The organism is Amycolatopsis sp. NPDC003865 (assembly GCF_053605345.1).
The window spans coordinates 109,932-126,941 of the sequence record NZ_JBSGJA010000028.1 but is presented as its reverse complement, the minus strand read 5'-3'; the positions used below and the strand labels follow the sequence as shown (position 1 = coordinate 126,941).

Annotated in this window: 18 protein-coding genes; 9 read left to right on the top strand and 9 right to left on the bottom strand. The window is 72.3% G+C overall.

Going from position 1 to position 17,010, the window contains the following annotated elements; all coding sequences use genetic code 11:
* Window positions 1-96: 96 nt before the first annotated feature.
* The 3 genes from ACWEVP_RS43595 to ACWEVP_RS43585 are packed head-to-tail and all read right to left on the bottom strand — an operon-like array spanning window position 97 to window position 3,544.
* Window positions 97-1,323, bottom strand: a complete 1,227-nt coding sequence (locus tag ACWEVP_RS43595) for an epoxide hydrolase family protein (RefSeq protein ID WP_452068468.1) — start codon at window positions 1,321-1,323, stop codon at window positions 97-99.
* Window positions 1,324-1,365: 42 nt separating this feature from the next.
* Window positions 1,366-2,541 (bottom strand): CaiB/BaiF CoA transferase family protein, encoded by a 1,176-nt coding sequence (locus tag ACWEVP_RS43590; protein ID WP_452068467.1) that lies wholly within the window; start codon window positions 2,539-2,541, stop codon window positions 1,366-1,368.
* A gap of 22 nt (window positions 2,542-2,563) precedes the next feature.
* On the bottom strand, window positions 2,564-3,544 hold the full coding sequence (locus tag ACWEVP_RS43585; RefSeq protein WP_452068466.1) for a hypothetical protein: 981 nt from the start codon (window positions 3,542-3,544) through the stop codon (window positions 2,564-2,566).
* Window positions 3,545-3,724: 180 nt separating this feature from the next.
* Here ACWEVP_RS43585 and ACWEVP_RS43580 point away from each other — a divergent pair, with 180 nt between their 5' ends.
* Window positions 3,725-4,732 (top strand): LacI family DNA-binding transcriptional regulator, encoded by a 1,008-nt coding sequence (locus tag ACWEVP_RS43580; RefSeq protein WP_452068465.1) that lies wholly within the window; start codon window positions 3,725-3,727, stop codon window positions 4,730-4,732.
* A gap of 3 nt (window positions 4,733-4,735) precedes the next feature.
* On the opposite strand, the gene ACWEVP_RS43575 is transcribed toward ACWEVP_RS43580, so the two are convergent.
* From ACWEVP_RS43575 to ACWEVP_RS43565, 3 genes are read right to left on the bottom strand one after another with little or no spacing between them, the layout of a single operon-like run.
* Entirely contained in the window at window positions 4,736-5,527 is a 792-nt protein-coding gene (locus ACWEVP_RS43575; RefSeq protein ID WP_452068464.1) for a carbon-nitrogen hydrolase family protein, read from the bottom strand.
* Entirely contained in the window at window positions 5,524-6,840 is a 1,317-nt protein-coding gene (locus tag ACWEVP_RS43570; protein ID WP_452068463.1) for an MFS transporter, read from the bottom strand. Before ACWEVP_RS43570 ends, ACWEVP_RS43575 begins: the two co-directional genes overlap by 4 nt.
* Window positions 6,837-7,592 carry an HpcH/HpaI aldolase family protein gene (locus tag ACWEVP_RS43565; protein WP_452068462.1) on the bottom strand — a complete coding sequence of 252 codons (756 nt, stop codon included), beginning with the start codon at window positions 7,590-7,592 and terminating at the stop codon, window positions 6,837-6,839. Before ACWEVP_RS43565 ends, ACWEVP_RS43570 begins: the two co-directional genes overlap by 4 nt.
* Before the next feature lie 92 nt (window positions 7,593-7,684).
* On the opposite strand from ACWEVP_RS43565, the gene ACWEVP_RS43560 reads away from it, so the two are divergent.
* The 5 genes from ACWEVP_RS43560 to ACWEVP_RS43540 all read left to right on the top strand — a co-directional run bounded on the left by ACWEVP_RS43560 (window position 7,685) and on the right by ACWEVP_RS43540 (window position 11,985).
* On the top strand, window positions 7,685-8,338 hold the full coding sequence (locus ACWEVP_RS43560) for a GntR family transcriptional regulator (RefSeq protein WP_452068461.1): 654 nt from the start codon (window positions 7,685-7,687) through the stop codon (window positions 8,336-8,338).
* Between the two features lie 88 nt (window positions 8,339-8,426).
* On the top strand, window positions 8,427-9,749 hold the full coding sequence (locus tag ACWEVP_RS43555) for a M20/M25/M40 family metallo-hydrolase (protein ID WP_452068460.1): 1,323 nt from the start codon (window positions 8,427-8,429) through the stop codon (window positions 9,747-9,749).
* Window positions 9,749-10,642 carry an alpha/beta fold hydrolase gene (locus ACWEVP_RS43550; RefSeq protein ID WP_452068459.1) on the top strand — a complete coding sequence of 298 codons (894 nt, stop codon included), beginning with the start codon at window positions 9,749-9,751 and terminating at the stop codon, window positions 10,640-10,642. Before ACWEVP_RS43555 ends, ACWEVP_RS43550 begins: the two co-directional genes overlap by 1 nt.
* A 31-nt stretch (window positions 10,643-10,673) precedes the next feature.
* Window positions 10,674-11,273, top strand: coding sequence for an ArsR/SmtB family transcription factor (locus tag ACWEVP_RS43545; protein WP_452068458.1), 600 nt, complete (start codon window positions 10,674-10,676; stop codon window positions 11,271-11,273).
* Complete coding sequence (locus ACWEVP_RS43540; RefSeq protein ID WP_452068457.1) at window positions 11,263-11,985, top strand: SRPBCC family protein; 723 nt, start codon at window positions 11,263-11,265, stop codon at window positions 11,983-11,985. The genes ACWEVP_RS43545 and ACWEVP_RS43540 overlap by 11 nt, the downstream gene beginning before the upstream one ends.
* Here ACWEVP_RS43540 and ACWEVP_RS43535 read toward each other — a convergent pair.
* From ACWEVP_RS43535 to ACWEVP_RS43525, 3 genes are all read right to left on the bottom strand, one after another.
* Window positions 11,982-12,206 (bottom strand): DUF5703 family protein, encoded by a 225-nt coding sequence (locus ACWEVP_RS43535; protein ID WP_086678081.1) that lies wholly within the window; start codon window positions 12,204-12,206, stop codon window positions 11,982-11,984. The genes ACWEVP_RS43540 and ACWEVP_RS43535 overlap by 4 nt on opposite strands.
* Entirely contained in the window at window positions 12,203-13,213 is a 1,011-nt protein-coding gene (locus tag ACWEVP_RS43530) for a YncE family protein (protein ID WP_452068456.1), read from the bottom strand. The genes ACWEVP_RS43535 and ACWEVP_RS43530 overlap by 4 nt, the downstream gene beginning before the upstream one ends.
* A 91-nt stretch (window positions 13,214-13,304) precedes the next feature.
* Entirely contained in the window at window positions 13,305-14,273 is a 969-nt protein-coding gene (locus ACWEVP_RS43525; RefSeq protein ID WP_452068455.1) for an aldo/keto reductase, read from the bottom strand.
* A gap of 87 nt (window positions 14,274-14,360) precedes the next feature.
* Here ACWEVP_RS43525 and ACWEVP_RS43520 point away from each other — a divergent pair, with 87 nt between their 5' ends.
* The 3 genes from ACWEVP_RS43520 to ACWEVP_RS43510 are packed head-to-tail and all read left to right on the top strand — an operon-like array spanning window position 14,361 to window position 16,974.
* Window positions 14,361-15,398, top strand: coding sequence for an LLM class F420-dependent oxidoreductase (locus tag ACWEVP_RS43520; protein WP_452068454.1), 1,038 nt, complete (start codon window positions 14,361-14,363; stop codon window positions 15,396-15,398).
* A 1-nt stretch (window position 15,399) separates the two neighbouring features.
* On the top strand, window positions 15,400-16,242 hold the full coding sequence (locus ACWEVP_RS43515) for an undecaprenyl-diphosphate phosphatase (RefSeq protein WP_452068453.1): 843 nt from the start codon (window positions 15,400-15,402) through the stop codon (window positions 16,240-16,242).
* 24 nt (window positions 16,243-16,266) lie between these two features.
* A complete protein-coding gene (locus tag ACWEVP_RS43510; RefSeq protein ID WP_452068452.1) occupies window positions 16,267-16,974 on the top strand; it encodes a histidine phosphatase family protein in 708 nt (235 codons plus the stop codon).
* Window positions 16,975-17,010: the final 36 nt, after the last annotated feature.

The window sequence follows — 17,010 nt, the reverse complement described above, 5'->3', positions numbered from 1 at the left end:
AGATGTCGCAATCCACACCGAACCCGGAGGCCCTCCTTCACGCCAAGATCATCCGATCACGTGTCGCCACGATCGCAACCTCCCCGGACAGAACACCTAGGGCCGCCGGCCCCGGAAGGTGCGGCGCAGGTCGCCGACCCAGGCGTCCGGGTTCTCCCACGGGATGAAGTGCCCGCCGTGGTCGTGGGCCGCGACGTTGACGTGGTTGAACCACGCGGCCTGCGGGCCGTTCTCGAACGCCCGGACGCGGTCCTCGGCCGTGTGGATGCCCGGCGGGTTCTCGTACGTGACGAACGTGAGCCCCGTGGGCGCCTCCACCACCGGCGTGCGGTCGTGGGACGGCGTCCACGGGTAGCGGTTGGCGTTGGCGTAGTAGCGCATCGACGTGGCGATCGAGTTCGTCGCCCAGTAGATCGTGGCGTGGGTGAGCAGGTCGTCCCTGGTGAACACGGACTCGACGTCACCGCCGTTGTCGCTCCACGCCGTCCAGCGCTCCAGCAGCCAGGCCAGCAGCCCGGCGGGGGAGTCGCTCAGTCCGTGCGCGAGGGTGGCCCCGTCGAGCATGTGCACGGTGAGGTGGGCCGCCGAGCGGTGGTCCAGCTCGATGATCCGGTCGCGGACGTCGGCGGGCTGGTCGTCGGTCAGCGGCCGGTTCCTCGTGAAGCTCCAGGCGCGCGGGCCGGTGAAGAAGTCGAGCGGCAGCCCCGAACCGATGTGGATGCCGTACAGCTCACCGGCGTACTTGTGGCCGAGCTGGCTGGTGACGATCCCGCCGATGTCGCAGCCCCCGGCGGCGTACTTCGCATACCCCAGGGTCTCGGTCATCAGCGTGTGCCAGAGGTCGGACACCTTCCAGAAGTTGACGTCCGGGAAGCCGGCGAGCGGGCCGGGGAACCCGAAGCCGGGCAGTGACGGCACGATGACGTCGAACGCGTCGGCGGGATCACCGCCGGACGCGGCCGGGTCGGCGAGCGGGTCGATCACCTTCGACCAGTGCCAGAAGGTCCACGGCCAGCCGTGGGTGAGGATCAGCGGGATCGGCCGCGGGCCGCGGCCGGGCTTGCGCAGGAAGTGCACCGGGACCCCGGCGACGCTCACTTCGTAGTGCTCGTAGGCGTTGATCGCGGCCTCGGCCTCGCGCCAGTCGAAGCCGTCGCGCCAGTAGGCGACCAGCTCGCCGAGGTAGCCGGCGGGGACGCCGTAGGACCAGTCCTCGTTGCCCTCGTCGACCGGCGGCCGGGTCAGCGCGAGCCGGGCGCGCAGGTCGTCGAGGACCGCGTCGGGTACGTGGATCGGCTTGGGCGCCAAGGGAAAGGCGGTCATGCCGGCCATTCTCGCAGACGGCCGCCGGCAAGATCACCTGCTTTACAGGACGCCCTGGCGCCGCAGGTCCGCCGCGTCGAACCCGAACTCCGCCAGCACCGCGCCGGTGTGCTCGCCCAGTGCCGGCACCGGGTCCATCCGCGCGGCCCGGCCGGCGACGGTGATCGGCGGCAGCGTGGCCCGGACCGGCCCACCGGGCGTCACGACGTCGGCGAACCGGTCGCGCGCGGTGAGCTGCGGGTGCGCCAGGACGTCGGGCAGGTCGCGGCGGCGCGCGTGCGCGATCCGGCCGCGCCTCAGCCGCTCCTCCAGCTCAGCGCCGGTCAGCCGCGCGAAGACCGCGTCGATCTCACGTTCCAGGTCCGGCCGGTGGGCGACGCGGGCGCTGCCGGTGGCGTACCGCTCGTCGGTGACCCACTCCGGCCGCTCGACGGCGTGCTCGCAGAACGCCGCCCACTCGCGCTCGTTCTGTACCGCCAGCACGATCTCGGTCCCGTCGCCGGCGGCGAAGGTGCCGTAGGGCGCGATCGCCGGGTGGCTCGTCCCGGTGCGCGGCGGAGGCGTGCCGCCGTAGCCGGCGTAGTAGAGCGGGAACCCCATCCACTCGACCAGCGAGTCGAACAGGCTGACCTCCAGTTCGGTGCCCTGCCCCGTGCGTTCCCGCTCGTAGAGCGCGGAGAGGATGCCGGAGAAGGCGTACATGCCGGCGCCGATGTCCGCGGCCGGGATCCCGCTCTTGGCCGGCTCGGTCTCCGAGCCCGTCACCGAAACCAGGCCGGCTTCGGACTGGATGAGCAGGTCGTACGCCTTGGCGTCGCGGTAGGGCCCGCTCGAGCCGTAGCCCGACACCGAGCACGTGATCAGCCGGGGCCGCGCCGCGCGGATCGCCGCCGCTCCCAGCCCGAGCCGGTCGGCGACACCCGGGGCGAAGTTCTGCACGAACACGTCGGCCCGGTCGAGCAGGGCCGCCACGACCGGCGCCGCCGCGTCGCTCTTGAGGTCGAGCGTGACGCTCTCCTTGGACCGGTTCAGCCAGACGAAGTGGCTGGACTGGCCGTGCACGGTCTCGTCGTAGGCGCGGGCGAAGTCGCCGGTGCCCGGCCGTTCGACCTTGATCACCCGGGCCCCGAGATCGGCGAGGTGCCGGGTGGCCAGGGGCGCGGCGACCGCCTGTTCGCAGGACACGACGGTGACGCCGTCGAGGGGCAGGGAGCGCATGGCCGCATCCTGCCACCCGGGTTCAGACCGCGCGGGCGATGGCGATGTTCCCGGCGAGCCGCTCGCCCGCCTCGTAGACCATGTACTCGCGGCCCTGGTAGGTGCCGAAGCTGGGCGCCGCGGACCGCCCGTTGTCCGGGGCGCCGGCGAGCGGGGTGTGGAAGACACCCAGGTGGTTCCGTTTGGTGAAGTCGTTGCCGACTTCGGTGATCATCAGCTTCCCGCCGTGCGCGATGTCGGTGTTGTAGACGACGTACGTGCTGTTGTTGCGGTACAGCAGGTGCGGGCCGCCGATGTCGTTCGCGCCGACGTCGGTGTGGCGCACGAGCGGGGTCTGCGAGAACGTCCAGTTCAGCGCGTCGGGCGACCAGCCCCAGCCGATGTCGCGGTGGCTCGTGGTGTTGTTGAGCATGAACACCATGACGTACCGGGCGCTCTTCGCGGGCAGATCCTGGCGGAACACCCGCGCGTAGGACGTCTCGGTGGTGCCGGCGGGCTGCAAGCGGGTCGAAAGGACTTCCTTCTCGTAGGTGAAGTGGATGCCGTCGGCCGAGCTCGCCAGCCGGGTGACGGTGTTCTCGCCGTGGAAGTACAGGTAGATCCGCTTGACGTCGTCGTTCCACAGCGCGTGCGGGGAGGAGACGTGGCTGACGGAGTACTCGCCGGGCCAGGAGTTCTCGATGATCGGGTTGCCGGCGTACTCGGTGAACTCCTCGTCGAGGGAGTTCGCGTAGGCCAGGCAGATCCCGCCCGGGGCGTCGTGGGGTGCGTAGTAGAGGTAGTACGCGCCGAGCGCCCCCGGGATGCGGTCCTTGGTGCCGCGGACGCACGGGAAGATCAGCTCGCCGGTCGGGTTGTAGCGCAGCTTGCTCTTGACGAGGGCGAGCCGCTGGTAGCGGTAGTCCGGGAAGCCGGCGAGGGCCGCGGCCGCGGTGGCGGGGAGCAAAGCGCCCGCGCCGAGCGCGGCGGCGCCGGCCAGCAGGCCGCGTCGGGTGAGGGTCATGACCGCTCCTTCGAGGTCCGGTGTGCCGCGACGGTGTCACGACCCGGTGAGCTGTTTCAAGGGAGTAATACGTATTAGTACGGTCGGGACAGGTTTGCCGGAGTTTCGGGCAAAACCGTTGACTCCCCGCCGGGAGCGGTCGCAGGCTGATCGGATCGGCTGACCCCGAGCGAGGTGGCGATGGGCAGGGTCCGGCAGACCGACATCGCGCGTGCGGCGGGGGTCTCGCAGGCGACGGTGTCGGTGGTGCTGGGCGGCAACCGGACCGGGGTCCGGCTCTCGGAGCGGACGCGGCTGCGCGTGCTGGAAGCGGCCGAAAGCCTGGGGTACCTGCCCGACCCGGTGTCTTCGCGGCTGACGTCCGCGCGCAACGACCTCCTCGGCGTGTACACCTCCGCCCCGGCGTTCCCGGACATCGCCGACGGGTACTCCCCGATCCTGGCCGGCGTCGAAGCGGAGGCGGCCGCGCTGGGCAAGGACCTGATCGTGTTCACGGCATCGAGCACGGCGCCCGACCGGATCCGCCGCACCCGCCTCGCCGACGGCTGCCTGTTCCTCGGCGGCCACGTCCCGGTCGACGCGCTCGCGGGCCTCCTGGACGCGGGCTTCCCGATCGTCTGCGTCGGACGGCGCACCGAACTGGGCGGCCGCATCCCGCACGTGGGCGCGGACTACGTCTCGGCGTCGGCGGAGGTGATCACGCGGCTGGCGCGGGCGGGGCACCGGCGCGTCCGGTACCTGCGCGAACCGGACGAGGCGCCGTCGTCCGTCGACCGCGAACGCGGGGTCCGCGGCGCGGCGGCCGACGCGGGGCTGTCCGTGGTGGTGACCCGGACCGACGGCACGGACCTGGCACCGGCGACGATCACGGGCTGGTTGGCCGACGGCGTGACGGCGCTGGTGGTCGAGGAGACCGACACGTTCGCGGTGTTCGACGGGACGCGCCGGGCCCTGCGCGAAGCGGGAGTTTCGGTGCCGGGAGACGTCTCGCTGGCGGTGCTGGGACGGCCGCCGGGCGGGGCGGCGGGCCCCGTGGTGAGCGGGTTCGAGGTGCCGAGGCGGGCGCTGGGCCAGGCGGCGGTGCGGCTGCTGGCCTCGTTGGTCGAGCCCGGGACGGGGGAGCCGTCGCCGCACCGCTTGCTGACGTGCCCACCGGTGCCGGGCGAGACGATCGCGACCGTCGCCTGACCGCTAGCGCGGCACCACCGAAAACCGCCGCAGCTCCAGCGCCGGGTTCTGCGCCCGGACTTCGCCGATCCGCGCGGGCGACACCTCGCCGACGGCCACGCCCGTCTGCTCGCCGAGGGAGGTGACGACGACGCCCATCGGGTCGACGAGCATGCTCGTGCCCGACCCGGTCGGCGCGGCCTGGCCCGCCGCGGCGACGTACAGCGTGTTCTCGATCGCGCGGGCGCGGACGAGCGTGCTCCAGTGGTACTCCTTCAACGGCCCCGGCACCCACTCCGCCGGCAGCAGCACGACGTCGGCGCCCGCGTCCGCCAGCCGCCGCGTGACTTCCGGGAACCGAAGGTCGTAGCACGTCTGAAGGCCGAAGCGGACGCCGTCGACCTCGAACGTCTCCGGCTCGGCGATGTCCCCGGCGCGCACGACGTCGGACTCGCGGAAGCCGAACGCGTCGTACAGGTGGATCTTGCGGTAGATCGCCGTCATCCCGTCCGGGCCGGCCGCCACGAGGGTGTTGGAGATCCGCGAGCCGTCGAGCCGCTCGTTCATGCCACCGACGATCGTGACGCCCCGGGCGGCGGCGAGCGAAAGCAGGCCCGTCACGAACTCGCCGTCGAGTGCCTCGGCGGAGTCGACGAACCGCCGGTCCATCGCCGGCACCGTGAACATCGCGTACTCGGGCAGCAGCACCACCCGCGCGCCGCGGTCGGCCGCGTCGCCCACCAGCTTCGTGATCAGCGCCAGGTTGGCGGCCTTGTCGTCGCCGGGCGCGTACTGCGCGAGTGCCACGGGTGTCATGCGGTTTCCTTCCGGGGAGCGGCGGGCATGCGGTCCAGCTTGCCGAGCACGACCGTGTAGCAGAAGATCCCGGCGAGCAGCACCACGCCGGTGACGAGGAACGCGCCGGCGAACGAGCCCGTCACGTCCACGACGGCACCGGTCACGATCGGGGCGGCGATGCCGATCAGGTTGGCCACGAAGTTGACCAGCCCGCCGAGCGTGCCGGAGCAGCCTTCCGGCGCGATGACCGCGACGATGCTGGACCCGGCCGGCACCGACACGGCGAGCCCGGCGGCGCCGATCGACAGGAACACCAGGGCCACCGCGACCGATCCGGCGTAGGCGGCCCCGGCGACCGACAGCGACACCAGCATGCTCACGACGAGCACGATCCGCCGCGCCTTGGTCTCGTCGCCGCTGCGGGCGATCAGCCGGTCCAGCACGATCCCGCCGACGAGGAACTGCGCGAGCACCGCGACCAGCCACGGGATCATCGTGTAGAAGCCGCCGGCCAGCAGCTTCACGCCGAACTGCTTCTCCAGGTAGCCCGGGAGCCAGGTCAGCAGCACGTAGTAGGCGTAGGTGTAGGACGCGTATCCCAGCGCGAGGCCCCACGTCTTGCGCCGGCGCAGCAGGTGCCCCAGGCCGGTGAGCGAACCGGGCGCGGGCGCGTCTTCGTCGTCCGCGCCGCCCGCGCGCAGGTACGCGAACTCCTCGGGCGACAGGCGCCCGCGTGCGAGAGCCTGCTTCGGCGTCAGGTAGAGCAGCCACCACACGAGCAGGTAGCCGATGCTGAGGACGCCGGTGAAGACGAACGCCGCGTGCCAGCCGAACACCGTCACCAGGAACGCCATCACCGGGATGCCGAGGACGTTGGAGATCTTGGCGCAGCCGTCGAAGATCGCGGTGGCGCGGCCGCGCTCGGAGCGCGGGAACCACTGGCCGATCGCCTTCCAGCCCGCCGGGATGGTCGGTGCCTCACCGAAACCGAGCACCAGCCGCGAGACCAGCAGCAGACCGAGGCCGCCCGCCGAGGCCGTCAGGAACGACGCGATGGCCCACAGGGCGGCGGCCGCGCGGTTGACCCAGCGGACGCCGATCCGGTCGAGGATCGCGCCGATCGGCAGCTGCAGCACCGCGTACGTCCAGAGGAACGCCGAGGCGACGACGCCGAGCTGGGCCGCGCTGAGGTGGAACTCGCGCATCATCTCGGGCCCGGCGATCGAAAGGTTGACGCGGTCGACGTAGTTGACGAACGAGCCGGCGCCGAGCACGCCGGCGATCGTCCACCGCGTCCTCGCCCGGGTCTTCGTGCGGACCGCGGTCGTCATCGCGCCTGCTCGGCGAGCGAAGTGGTCTCCTCGAACGCGGCGGTGAGCCCGGCGGCGAGGGCGCCGTGCTGCATCGTCAGCGCGAGCTGCCCGGCCCCGTGGGCGAGGGCGAACTCCTTCTCCTCCCGGCTCCACGCGGGCAGTACCCACGGCTTCCCGGCCGCGCGGGCGGCGTCGGCGATGCGTTCCAGGTCGGCGAAGTCGCCTTCTTCCCGCGTGTACGCCCCGCGTTCGCGGCGCAGCGACAGGTCGGACGGGCCGACGAAGACACCGTCCACTGTGTCCAGTGCGAGGATCTCGGCGACGTCCTCGAGGGCGCCGGCGTCCTCGATCATCGGCAGGCACCGGGTGCCGCGGTCCTGCGCGGTGACCCAGTCGTCGGTGAAGCCGCGGTAGCCGGTGGTGCGCCCGCCCGCGAAACTGCGGTCGCCCAGCGGCGGGAACTTCGCGAAAGCGGTCACGGCCTTGGCGTGGGCGGCGTTCTCGACGTGCGGGACGACCACCGCGTCGGCGCCGAAGTCGAGGGCCTGCTGGATCGGCCCGCGCTCCGGGCCGAGGACCTTGGCGAGCACCTCCAGGCCCAGCGCGCGCAGGAACGGGACGAACCGCTCGAGGTCGGCCAGGTCGAACGCGCCGTGCTCGATGTCGAGGACGGCGGCGCCGTAGCCGATCCCGCGGGCGATCTCGGCCGCGGCGAACGAGGGATCGGAGAGCCAGACGGCGTAGCGCCGGTCGGCGGGGACGGGGGACATCGGCAGCCTCCTCACGGTTGTGTGCACCGTGTATACACGATGGATATCACTCGGTCCAGACGCTAAGCTGGCTCCCGGACGAGGGGAGAGGCATGACGACCAGCGCACCGGCCGGGCCGGCGCGGGACCGCGTGTACGCCTGGCTGCGCGACGGGATCATCGCGGGCGAGCTCGAAGGCGGCCGGTTCCTCGACGAGCAGTGGGTGTCCGGCGTGGTCGGGGTGTCCCGGACGCCGGTCCGCGAGGCGTTCCACCGCCTGGAGGCCGAGCGCTTCATCAGCTTGCTGCCCCGCAAGGGCGCGCAGGTCCGCACGGTCACCGCGCGCGAGCTCGAGGAGGTCTACCAGAGCCGCCGACTGATCGAGGGGCACGCGATCGCGGAGGTCTGCGCGGCCCGGGCCGGGGCGCCGGCGGAGATGGCCGGGCTGATCGAGGAGATGGACCGCGCCGGGCGGGCCCGCGACTGGTTCGCGGTGTCCGGCCTGGACCGCGCGTTCCACCGCGCGATCGTCAACGCGGCGGGCAACTCCGTGCTGACCGAGCTGTACGACACGCTGCGCTCGCGCCAGCAGCGCGTCGCGGTGCGGGCACTGGAGGCCCGGCCCGAGCGGCTGCCGGTGATCGACGCCGAGCACCGGGCGCTGGTGGCGGCGCTGGACGCGCACGACGCCGGCGAAGCGCTGCGGATCCTCAACCAGCACCTGCGCCCGGTGTCGGAAGTGGTGTCGGCCCTGGACCGCGGCTGATCCAGGCGTGCGCGCTCCTTTGCGGAGGCGCGTCGGCCGGGCGTCCCACGTGCGGCGGTACCGGCCGTGCGAATGATAGGAATGGCCGGTGACCGAACCGAACCTGATCGAAGCCGCCGCGGCCGAGGCCGTCACGCTGACCAGCGAGCTCATCCGCATCGACACGACCAACACCGGCGACCCCGACACGCTGGTCGGCGAGCGGGTGGCGGCGGAGTACGTCGCGGAGAAGCTGACCGACGCCGGCTACGAGATCACCTACGTCGAGTCGGGCGGGAAGAACCGGCACAACGTGATCGTCCGGCTCGAAGGCGCCGACCGGTCCCGGGGCGGGCTGCTCATCCACGGCCACCTCGACGCCGTGCCCGCCGACGCCTCGGAGTGGTCGGTGCACCCCTTCTCCGGCGCGGTCCAGGACGACTACGTCTGGGGCCGCGGCGCGGTCGACATGAAGGACATGTGCGGGATGGCGCTCGCGCTGGCCCGGCACTACAAGCTGAACAACGTCGTGCCGCCGCGCGACCTCGTCTTCGCCTTCCTCGCCGACGAAGAGGCCGGCGGCAAGTTCGGGGCCCAGTGGCTCGTCGAGAACCGGCCCGAGCTGTTCGAGGGCGTCACCGAGGCGATCAGCGAGGTCGGCGGCTTCTCGATCACGCTCAAGGACGACGTCCGCGCGTACCTGATCGAGACGGCGGAGAAGGGCATCCGCTGGATGAAGCTGCGCGTGCGCGGCACGGCGGGCCACGGCTCGATGATCCACCGCGACAACGCGGTCACCAAGCTGTCCGAGGCCGTCGCGAAGCTCGGCAACCACCGCTTCCCGCTGGTGCTCACCGACTCGGTGAAGGAGTTCCTCGCCGGCATCACCGAGATCACCGGCTGGGACTTCCCCGAGGACGACCTCGAAGGCTCGGTCGCCAAGCTGGGCAACATCTCCCGGATGATCGGCGCGACCCTGCGCGACACCGCCAACCCGACGATGCTCACCGCCGGGTACAAGTCGAACGTGATCCCGTCGGTCGCGGAAGCCGCGGTGGACTGCCGGATCCTGCCGGGCCGGCTGGAGGCGTTCGACCGCGAGCTCGACGAGCTGCTCGGCCCGGACATCGAGAAGGAGTGGATGGAGCTCCCGCCGGTCGAGACGACGTTCGACGGCGCCCTCGTCGACGCCATGACCGCGGCCGTGCTCGCCGAGGACCCGGGTGCGAAGACGCTGCCGTACATGCTTTCCGGCGGCACGGACGCGAAGTCGTTCCAGGAGCTCGGGATCCGCAACTTCGGCTTCGCGCCGCTCAAGCTGCCCGCCGACCTCGACTTCTCGGCGCTGTTCCACGGCGTCGACGAGCGCGTGCCGGTCGAGGCGCTGAAGTTCGGCACCCGCGTGCTGGACCGGTTCCTGCGCACCAGCTGATGACCGCGTTCGCGCTCGCCGACGGCACGTCCCTGCAGGTGGTGCGCAGGGGCGACCCCGCCGCGCCGGTGACCGTCGTGTTCGTCCACGGCTATGCGCTCGACCAGCGCAGCTGGGGGCGGATCGCGCCGCTGGTGCCGGACGCCGCCGACGGGCCGGTGGCCGTGCTGACCTACGACCAGCGCGGCCACGGCGGGTCGGGACGGGCGCGCCGCGGCACCGCGACGATGGCCCAGCTCGGCGACGACCTCGCGGAGCTGCTGTCCGGCGAGGTGCCCGAGGGCCGGGTGGTCCTGGTGGGCCACGACATGGGCGGGCTGGCGATCATGTCACTGTCCCAGCGGCACCCGGCGTTGTTCGAGGCGCGCGTGTCGGGGCTGGTGCTGCTCGCGACGTCGTCGGGCACGCTCGCCACGGAGGTCTCGGCGGCCTGGCCGAACGCGCTGGGCAAGCTGGCCCGCGATCTCGAGGCGGTGCTCGGCTCGAAGCTCTTCGGCGTGGTGCGCGAGCACACCAGCCGCGCCGTCAGCGCGGGCCTGCGGTGGTGGCTCTTCGGTGACGACCCGGACCCGGAGCTGGTCGAGCTGACCGTGAAGATGATCCGCGGCAACTGGCCGCACACGGTCTCGCTGTTCCGCCCGGCACTGGACGCCTACGCCCGTGACGCGGCCTTGGCGCAGGTCGGCGGCCTGCCGGTGACCGCGATCGTGGGGGAGCGGGACCGGATCGTCCGCGCGTCCGACGTCGAGCAGTGGGTCGGCGGCCTCGACGACGGGACGGCGGTGGTGCTGCCCGGCGTCGGGCACGTCGTGCCGCTGGAGGCCGCGGCGCAGGTGCTGCCGCGGGTCGTCGCCCTGGTCAACGCCGTCCACCGACAAGACGAGAGTTCTTGACAAGATAAGTGTTCGGCGAGATGCTGGGCTTATGTTCTCCGTGGCGGTGATCGAAGACCCGGCCGCGGCCGAGGTGTCCCTGGACCCGATCCGCGCCCGGCTGCTGGCCGAACTGGCGGAGCCCGCGTCGGCGACGATGCTCGCGGCGCGCGTCGACCTGCCGCGCCAGAAGGTCAACTACCACCTGCGGGCCCTGGAAGCGCACGGCCTCGTGGAGCTGGTCGAGGAACGGCGGAAGGGCAACGTCACCGAGCGGATGATGCGGGCGACGGCGTCGTCGTACGTCATCTCACCGGCCGCGCTCGCCGCCGTCCAGCCCGACCCGGCCCGGTCGCCGGACCGGCTCTCCGCCCGGTGGCTGCTCGCCGTCGCCGGCCGGCTGGTGCGCGACGTCGGCGTGCTGATCACCGGCGCCGCCAAGGCCAAGCAGCGCGTCGCGACCTTCGCGATCGACGGCGAGATCCGGTTCGCCTCCGCGGCCGACCGCGCCGCGTTCGCCGAGGAGCTCGCGACCGCGGTCACCACCCTGGTCGGCAAGTACCACGACGAGACGGCCGAGAAGGGCCGACCGCACCGGGTGGTCGTCGCCGTCCACCCGAGCGTCCCGGAGGAGACCGCCAGTGGGGCATGAGTTCGAGCGGACCGACGTCGCCGAGGTCGGCGCGACGCCGGAACAGGTGTGGGACGCGATCGCCACCGGACCGGGCATCGACTCGTGGTTCATGGGCCGCAACGAGGTCGAGGGCGGCACCGGCGGCGTGGTCCGCGGCGCTTTCGGCGGGTACGAGCCGGAGTACCGGATCCGCGAGTGGGACCCGCTCGAAAAGCTCGTCTACGGCAGCGACCCGGCGCCGGACGGGCGGACGATCGCCTACGAATTCCTCATCGAGGGCCGCGCGGGCGGCAGTTCGGTGGTCCGGTGCGTCACCAGCGGCTTCCTGCCCGGCGACGACTGGGAGGACGAGTTCGAGGCGATGACCACGGGCAACGCCCTGTTCTTCCGCACGCTGGTCGAGTACGTGACGCACTTCGCCGGGCGGACGGCGGTGCCGGTGACGGCGTTCGGCCCGCCGGTGGGGGACTGGCCGTCGGCGTGGGCCCGGCTCGGCACGGCACTGGGGCTGGCTTCCCGGCCCGCTGTGGGCGACCGGGTATCGCTCGGCGGCGTCGTGTACGCGGCCAACGACCAGACGGTGGGGATCCGCACACCGGACGCGATGCTCCGGTTCATCCGGGGCTTCCGCGGCCCGATGGTCGCCTCCCACCACGTCTTCACCCCGGGCGCGGACGCGCAGACCGAGGAGAAGACCTGGAGCGACTGGCTGAACCGCGTGTTCGGCTAGGTCGGGAGGGCACCCGGCAGGCTTTCCTTCGTCTTCTTGCGGCGCAGCCAGACCCTGCGCGTGCCGTCGGCGTAGAGCCGCACCGTGCGCAGTTCCCAGCCCGCGAACTCCGCGTGGATGGAGAGCTGGATCGCCGCCGCACGCCGGGACACACCCGGGGGGAGGTGCAGGCGGCGATACTCCCAATCCCCTTCGACCACCGCCTCGCTGACCGTCGTCATGGCTGGATCACCTGGGTCCCTTCTCCGGCGGCCGAGCCGACGAGCACCCGGCCGCTCTTCTCGTCCACCCCGACCGAGTCCGGCTGGCGCACGGTGGGGAACCGGTACTTCTCGACGGGCTCGCCGCCGCGGACGTCGAACCCCACCACCTCGTTGCGTTCGGTGAGCGTCACCCAGGCCAGGCTCCGCCGAGCGTCGTAGGCGATCCCGTACACGCCCCCCGGCACCGGGTAGCGCTGGCGCATGATCAGCGGCGACGCCGAGAACGCGATCAACGCACCCGCGCGCGCGTCCGTCACCAGCACCCGCCCGTAGGAATCGGCCACCGCGTTCGCGGCGCCGTCGCCCGCGCGCAGGCCCTCGCCGACCTTCCCGCCGGCGACGTCGACCGAGAACACCGCGGTCCGCAGCCGGTCCAGCACCACGACACCCTTCCCGGTGTCCACGACGTCGTCCGCGCTGTAGAGCTGCCCGCCGATCGTCCGCGCCGGCCCCGTCACCGGCAGCACCTGGATGTCCTTCGCCGGCCCCATCGCGACCAGCCGGTCGGCGCCGTAGGCGATGCTCGACGCCGGCTGCCCGCCCGTCTTCGTCTCCGTGAGCTGCCGATCCGGCAGTGACAGCTGCTGCACCACACCCTGCGCCGGCTCCGCGATCTCGACCCGCCCCGGCGCGACGGTCAGCTTCTCCGCCTTGCCGTATAACGGCATATTCACCGGGGCGGACGCGAGCGCGTCCAGGTCGTACAACCGCAAAGACGGCGGTTGAGCGAGAGCGACGACGAGGGTCCCGCCGGCGACGGCCAGCGCCGAGACGGCTCCGGTGGCGAGCACCTGCCCGGCGGGCTTCACGGTCGCGGCGGGGGACACCGCCGGCTTCGCCGCCACGGGGTTCGCGACGATCTGCAGCTCGTCGCCGGAGTCGGACTCGGCCGACGAGCAGCCCGAAAGCACCAGGACACCGGCGAGCGGGATCGCGATCCACGACACGGCGGCGAACCGACGCACGTTGCTGCCTCCAGGTGTCCCTCGACGGGCGGTCAACACCAGCATCCTCCACGATCGTCTTGCCGTCACGTGCATGTCACCCAACAGACACCTAGCGCGGCCATCGCTCCGGGTAACCGACGTCGATGGCGCTCACGTCGTCGAGCGCCGAGCGGATCGCGGGCGGGAGGGTGATCTCCTCCGCCGCCAGCGAGCCGGTGAGCTGACCGGTGTCCCGCGCGCCGACGACCGGGGCGACGACGCCGGGCCGGTCGCGGACCCACGCCAGCGCCACGGCCAGCGGGGACGTGCCGAGCCCGTCGGCCGCGGTCGCGACCGCCTGCACGATCCGGGCGGCCCGGTCGGTGCGGTGGTGCTCGACGTAGCCGGCGTACGCGCTGTTCGCGCCGCGCGAGTCGGCGGGGGTGCCGGTGCGGTACTTGCCGGTCAGCACCCCGCGGCCCAGCGGCGCCCAGGGCAGCAGCCCGATGCCGTGGTGCTCGGCGGCCGGGACGACCTCGCGGTCCACCCCGCGCTCCAGCAGCGAGTACTCGACCTGGGTGGAGACGATCGGGGCGACCGCGGCGGCGCCGGCGGCGGCCGTCGCGAGCTGCCAGCCCGCGTAGTTCGAAACGCCGACGTAGCGGACCTTGCCGCTGGTCACGGCGTACTCGAGCGCGGCGAGGGTCTCGGCGATCGGCGCGCAGGTGTCCCACGCGTGCAGCTGCCAGAGGTCGATGTGGTCGGTGCCGAGCCGCTTGAGCGAGCCGTCGAGGGCACTGAGCAGGGCGCCGCGGGAGGCGCCGCCGCCGAACGGGCCGTCGGTGCGCCGGGCGACCGCCTTCGTCGCGAGGACGACGTCGTCGCGGGGCACGAGGTCGCCGAGCAGCGAGCCGAGCACCCGCTCGCTCTCGCCCTCGCCGTAGATGTCGGCCGTGTCCACCAGGGTCCCGCCGGCGTCGACGAAGGCGACCAGCTGGCTGGCGGCCTCTTCCGCGTCGGTGTCGCCACCCCAGGTCATGGTGCCGAGCGCCATCCGCGAGACGCGCAGTCCCGAGCGGCCGAGCAGTCGCTTTTCCACGACCGCCGAGCCTAGTGGGCAGCGCCTTCCGAACATGACCAAGGTGAGTCGTGTCGCCCACAAGGGCCCCCGTTAGGGTCTGGCCCCGTGCGACTCGGACTGAATCTCGGCTACTGGGGAGCGGGGAACGACCCCGCGAACCTGGCGCTGGCGAAACAAGCGGACGAACTGGGCTACGCGGTCGTGTGGGCCGCGGAGGCGTACGGCTCGGACGCGGTGACCGTGCTGACCTGGATCGCGGCGCGGACGTCGCGGATCGACGTCGGTGCCGCCGTCCTGCAGATCCCGGCCCGCACCCCGGCGATGACCGCGATGACCGCCGCGACCCTCGACACGCTCTCGGGCGGCCGGTTCCGGCTCGGCCTCGGCGTGTCCGGCCCGCAGGTGTCCGAGGGCTGGCACGGCGTGCGGTTCGCCTCGCCGCTGGGCCGCACCCGCGAGTACGCCTCGATCGTGCGCTCGGCGTTGCGGCGCGAGCGGCTGAAGTTCGAGGGCGAGCATTTCACGCTGCCGCTGCCGGACGGCCCCGGCAAGGCGCTGCGGCTGACCGTCCGGCCCGCGCGCAAGCACATCCCGCTCTACCTGGCCGCGATCGGCCCGAAGAACCTGGAGCTGACCGGGGAGATCGCCGACGGCTGGCTCCCGGTGTTCTTCTCGCCGGCCCACGCGGGGGAGCAGCTGGCGCAGCTGCGGGCCGGAGCCGAGCGGGCCGGGCGCACCCTCGACGGCTTCGACGTCGTCCCCACGGTGCCGCTCGTCCCGGGCGCGGACTGGAAGGCGTGCGCGGACGCCGTCCGCGGGTACGCGGCGCTCTACCTCGGCGGGATGGGCAGCAAGGAGAAGAACTTCTACAACCGGCTGGCGTGCCGGATGGGCTTCGAGGCCGAAGCCGCGGATGTGCAGCAGAAGTACCTGGCCGGCGACCGCGCCGGGGCGATGGCGGCGGTGCCGCTGGAGTTCCTCGACGCCACGTCGCTGCTGGGCCCGAAGGAACGGATCGCGGAGAAGATGACCGAATTCGCCGAGGCCGGCGTGACGACCCTGTCGGTGTCGCCGTTCACCCCCGACCCGGCAGGCGCGCTGACCACCGCCGTCGAGGCGCTCGAGCTGGCGGGGGTGGCCTGACGTGGGCTGGTTCGAAGCACTGGTCCTGGGCCTGGTCCAGGGCCTGACCGAGTTCCTCCCGATCTCCTCGAGCGCGCACCTGCGGATCGTCGCGGCGCTCGCCGGCTGGGACGACCCGGGCGCGGCGTTCACCGCGGTCACCCAGATCGGCACCGAGCTGGCGGTGATCATCTACTTCGGCAAGAAGATCGGCCGGATCCTGCAGGCCTGGTTCTTCTCGCTGTACAAGAAGGAGTGGCGCCAGGACCCGGACGCCCGGCTCGGCTGGCTGATCATCGTCGGCTCGCTGCCGATCGTGGTGCTCGGCCTGCTGCTGCAGGACCAGATCGACAGCGCGTTCCGCGACCTGCGGATCACCGCCACCGTGCTCATCGTGTTCGGCCTGATCCTGCTCTACGCCGACCGCGTCGGGAAGCAGGAGCGGACGCTGGACCACCTGACCGTGCCGCACGGCCTCGGCTTCGGCTTCGCCCAGGCGCTGGCGCTGATCCCGGGCGTCTCCCGCTCGGGCGGCACGACCAGCGCGGGCCTGCTGCTGGGCTACACCCGCGCGGAGGCGGCGGAGTATTCGTTCCTGCTGGCGCTGCCGGCGGTGTTCGGGTCGGGGGTCTACAAGCTCAAGGACATCGGCTCGGGCGACGCGCCGGCCCAGTGGGGCCCGACGATCCTGGCGACGCTGGTGGCGTTCGGCGTCGGGTACGCGGTGATCGCGTGGCTGATGGCCTACATCAAGAAGCGCAGCTTCGTGCCGTTCGTGGTGTACCGGCTGGTCCTCGGCGTGCTGCTGTTCGTGCTGATCTTCACCGGTGTCCTGGACCCGAACGCGGGCCCGGTCGGTCACTGATCGCCGCCACGTAGGCTGGGGTCCGTGAGTACGGTCATTCTGCTCCGGCACGGCAAGTCGACGGCCAACGGTTCCGGGATCCTGGCCGGGCGTTCGCCGAAGGTGAACCTCGACGACACCGGCCGCGCCCAGGCGGAGAAACTCGTCGAACGGCTCGACGGCGTGCCCCTCTCGGGGCTCGTCGTCTCACCCATGCTGCGGTGCAAGCAGACCGTCGGCCCCCTGGCGGCCGCGCGCGGCCTGGACAAGGTCGTCGAGCCCGGGCTGTCCGAAGTGGACTACGGCGACTGGACCGGCAAGGAACTCAAGCACCTGGCGAAGGAGCCGCTCTGGCGGGTCGTGCAGGCGCACGCGTCGGCCGCGGTGTTCCCCGGCGGCGAGGGGCTCGCGGCCATGCAGGCGCGGTCGGTGGCCGCCGTCCGCGCGCACGACCGGCGGATGACGGCCGAGCACGGCGACCACGCCGTCTGGCTCCTGTGCAGCCACGGCGACGTGATCAAGTCCATCCTCGCCGACGCGCTCGGCCAGCACCTCGACGCGTTCCAGCGGATCGTCGTCGACCCCGCGTCCATCTCGGTCGTGCGGTACACCGAGACGCGGCCGTTCGTCATGCGGGTCAACGACCACGGCGGTGACCTGCGCGGGATCGTGCCGCCCGAGCCGAAGCCGAAACGGGGCAAGAAGGCCGCTTCGGGCAGCGACGCCGTCGTGGGCGGTACCACCGGCCGGTGAGCTTGGCCACCTCCGGAAAGCGCTGACATCGGCACA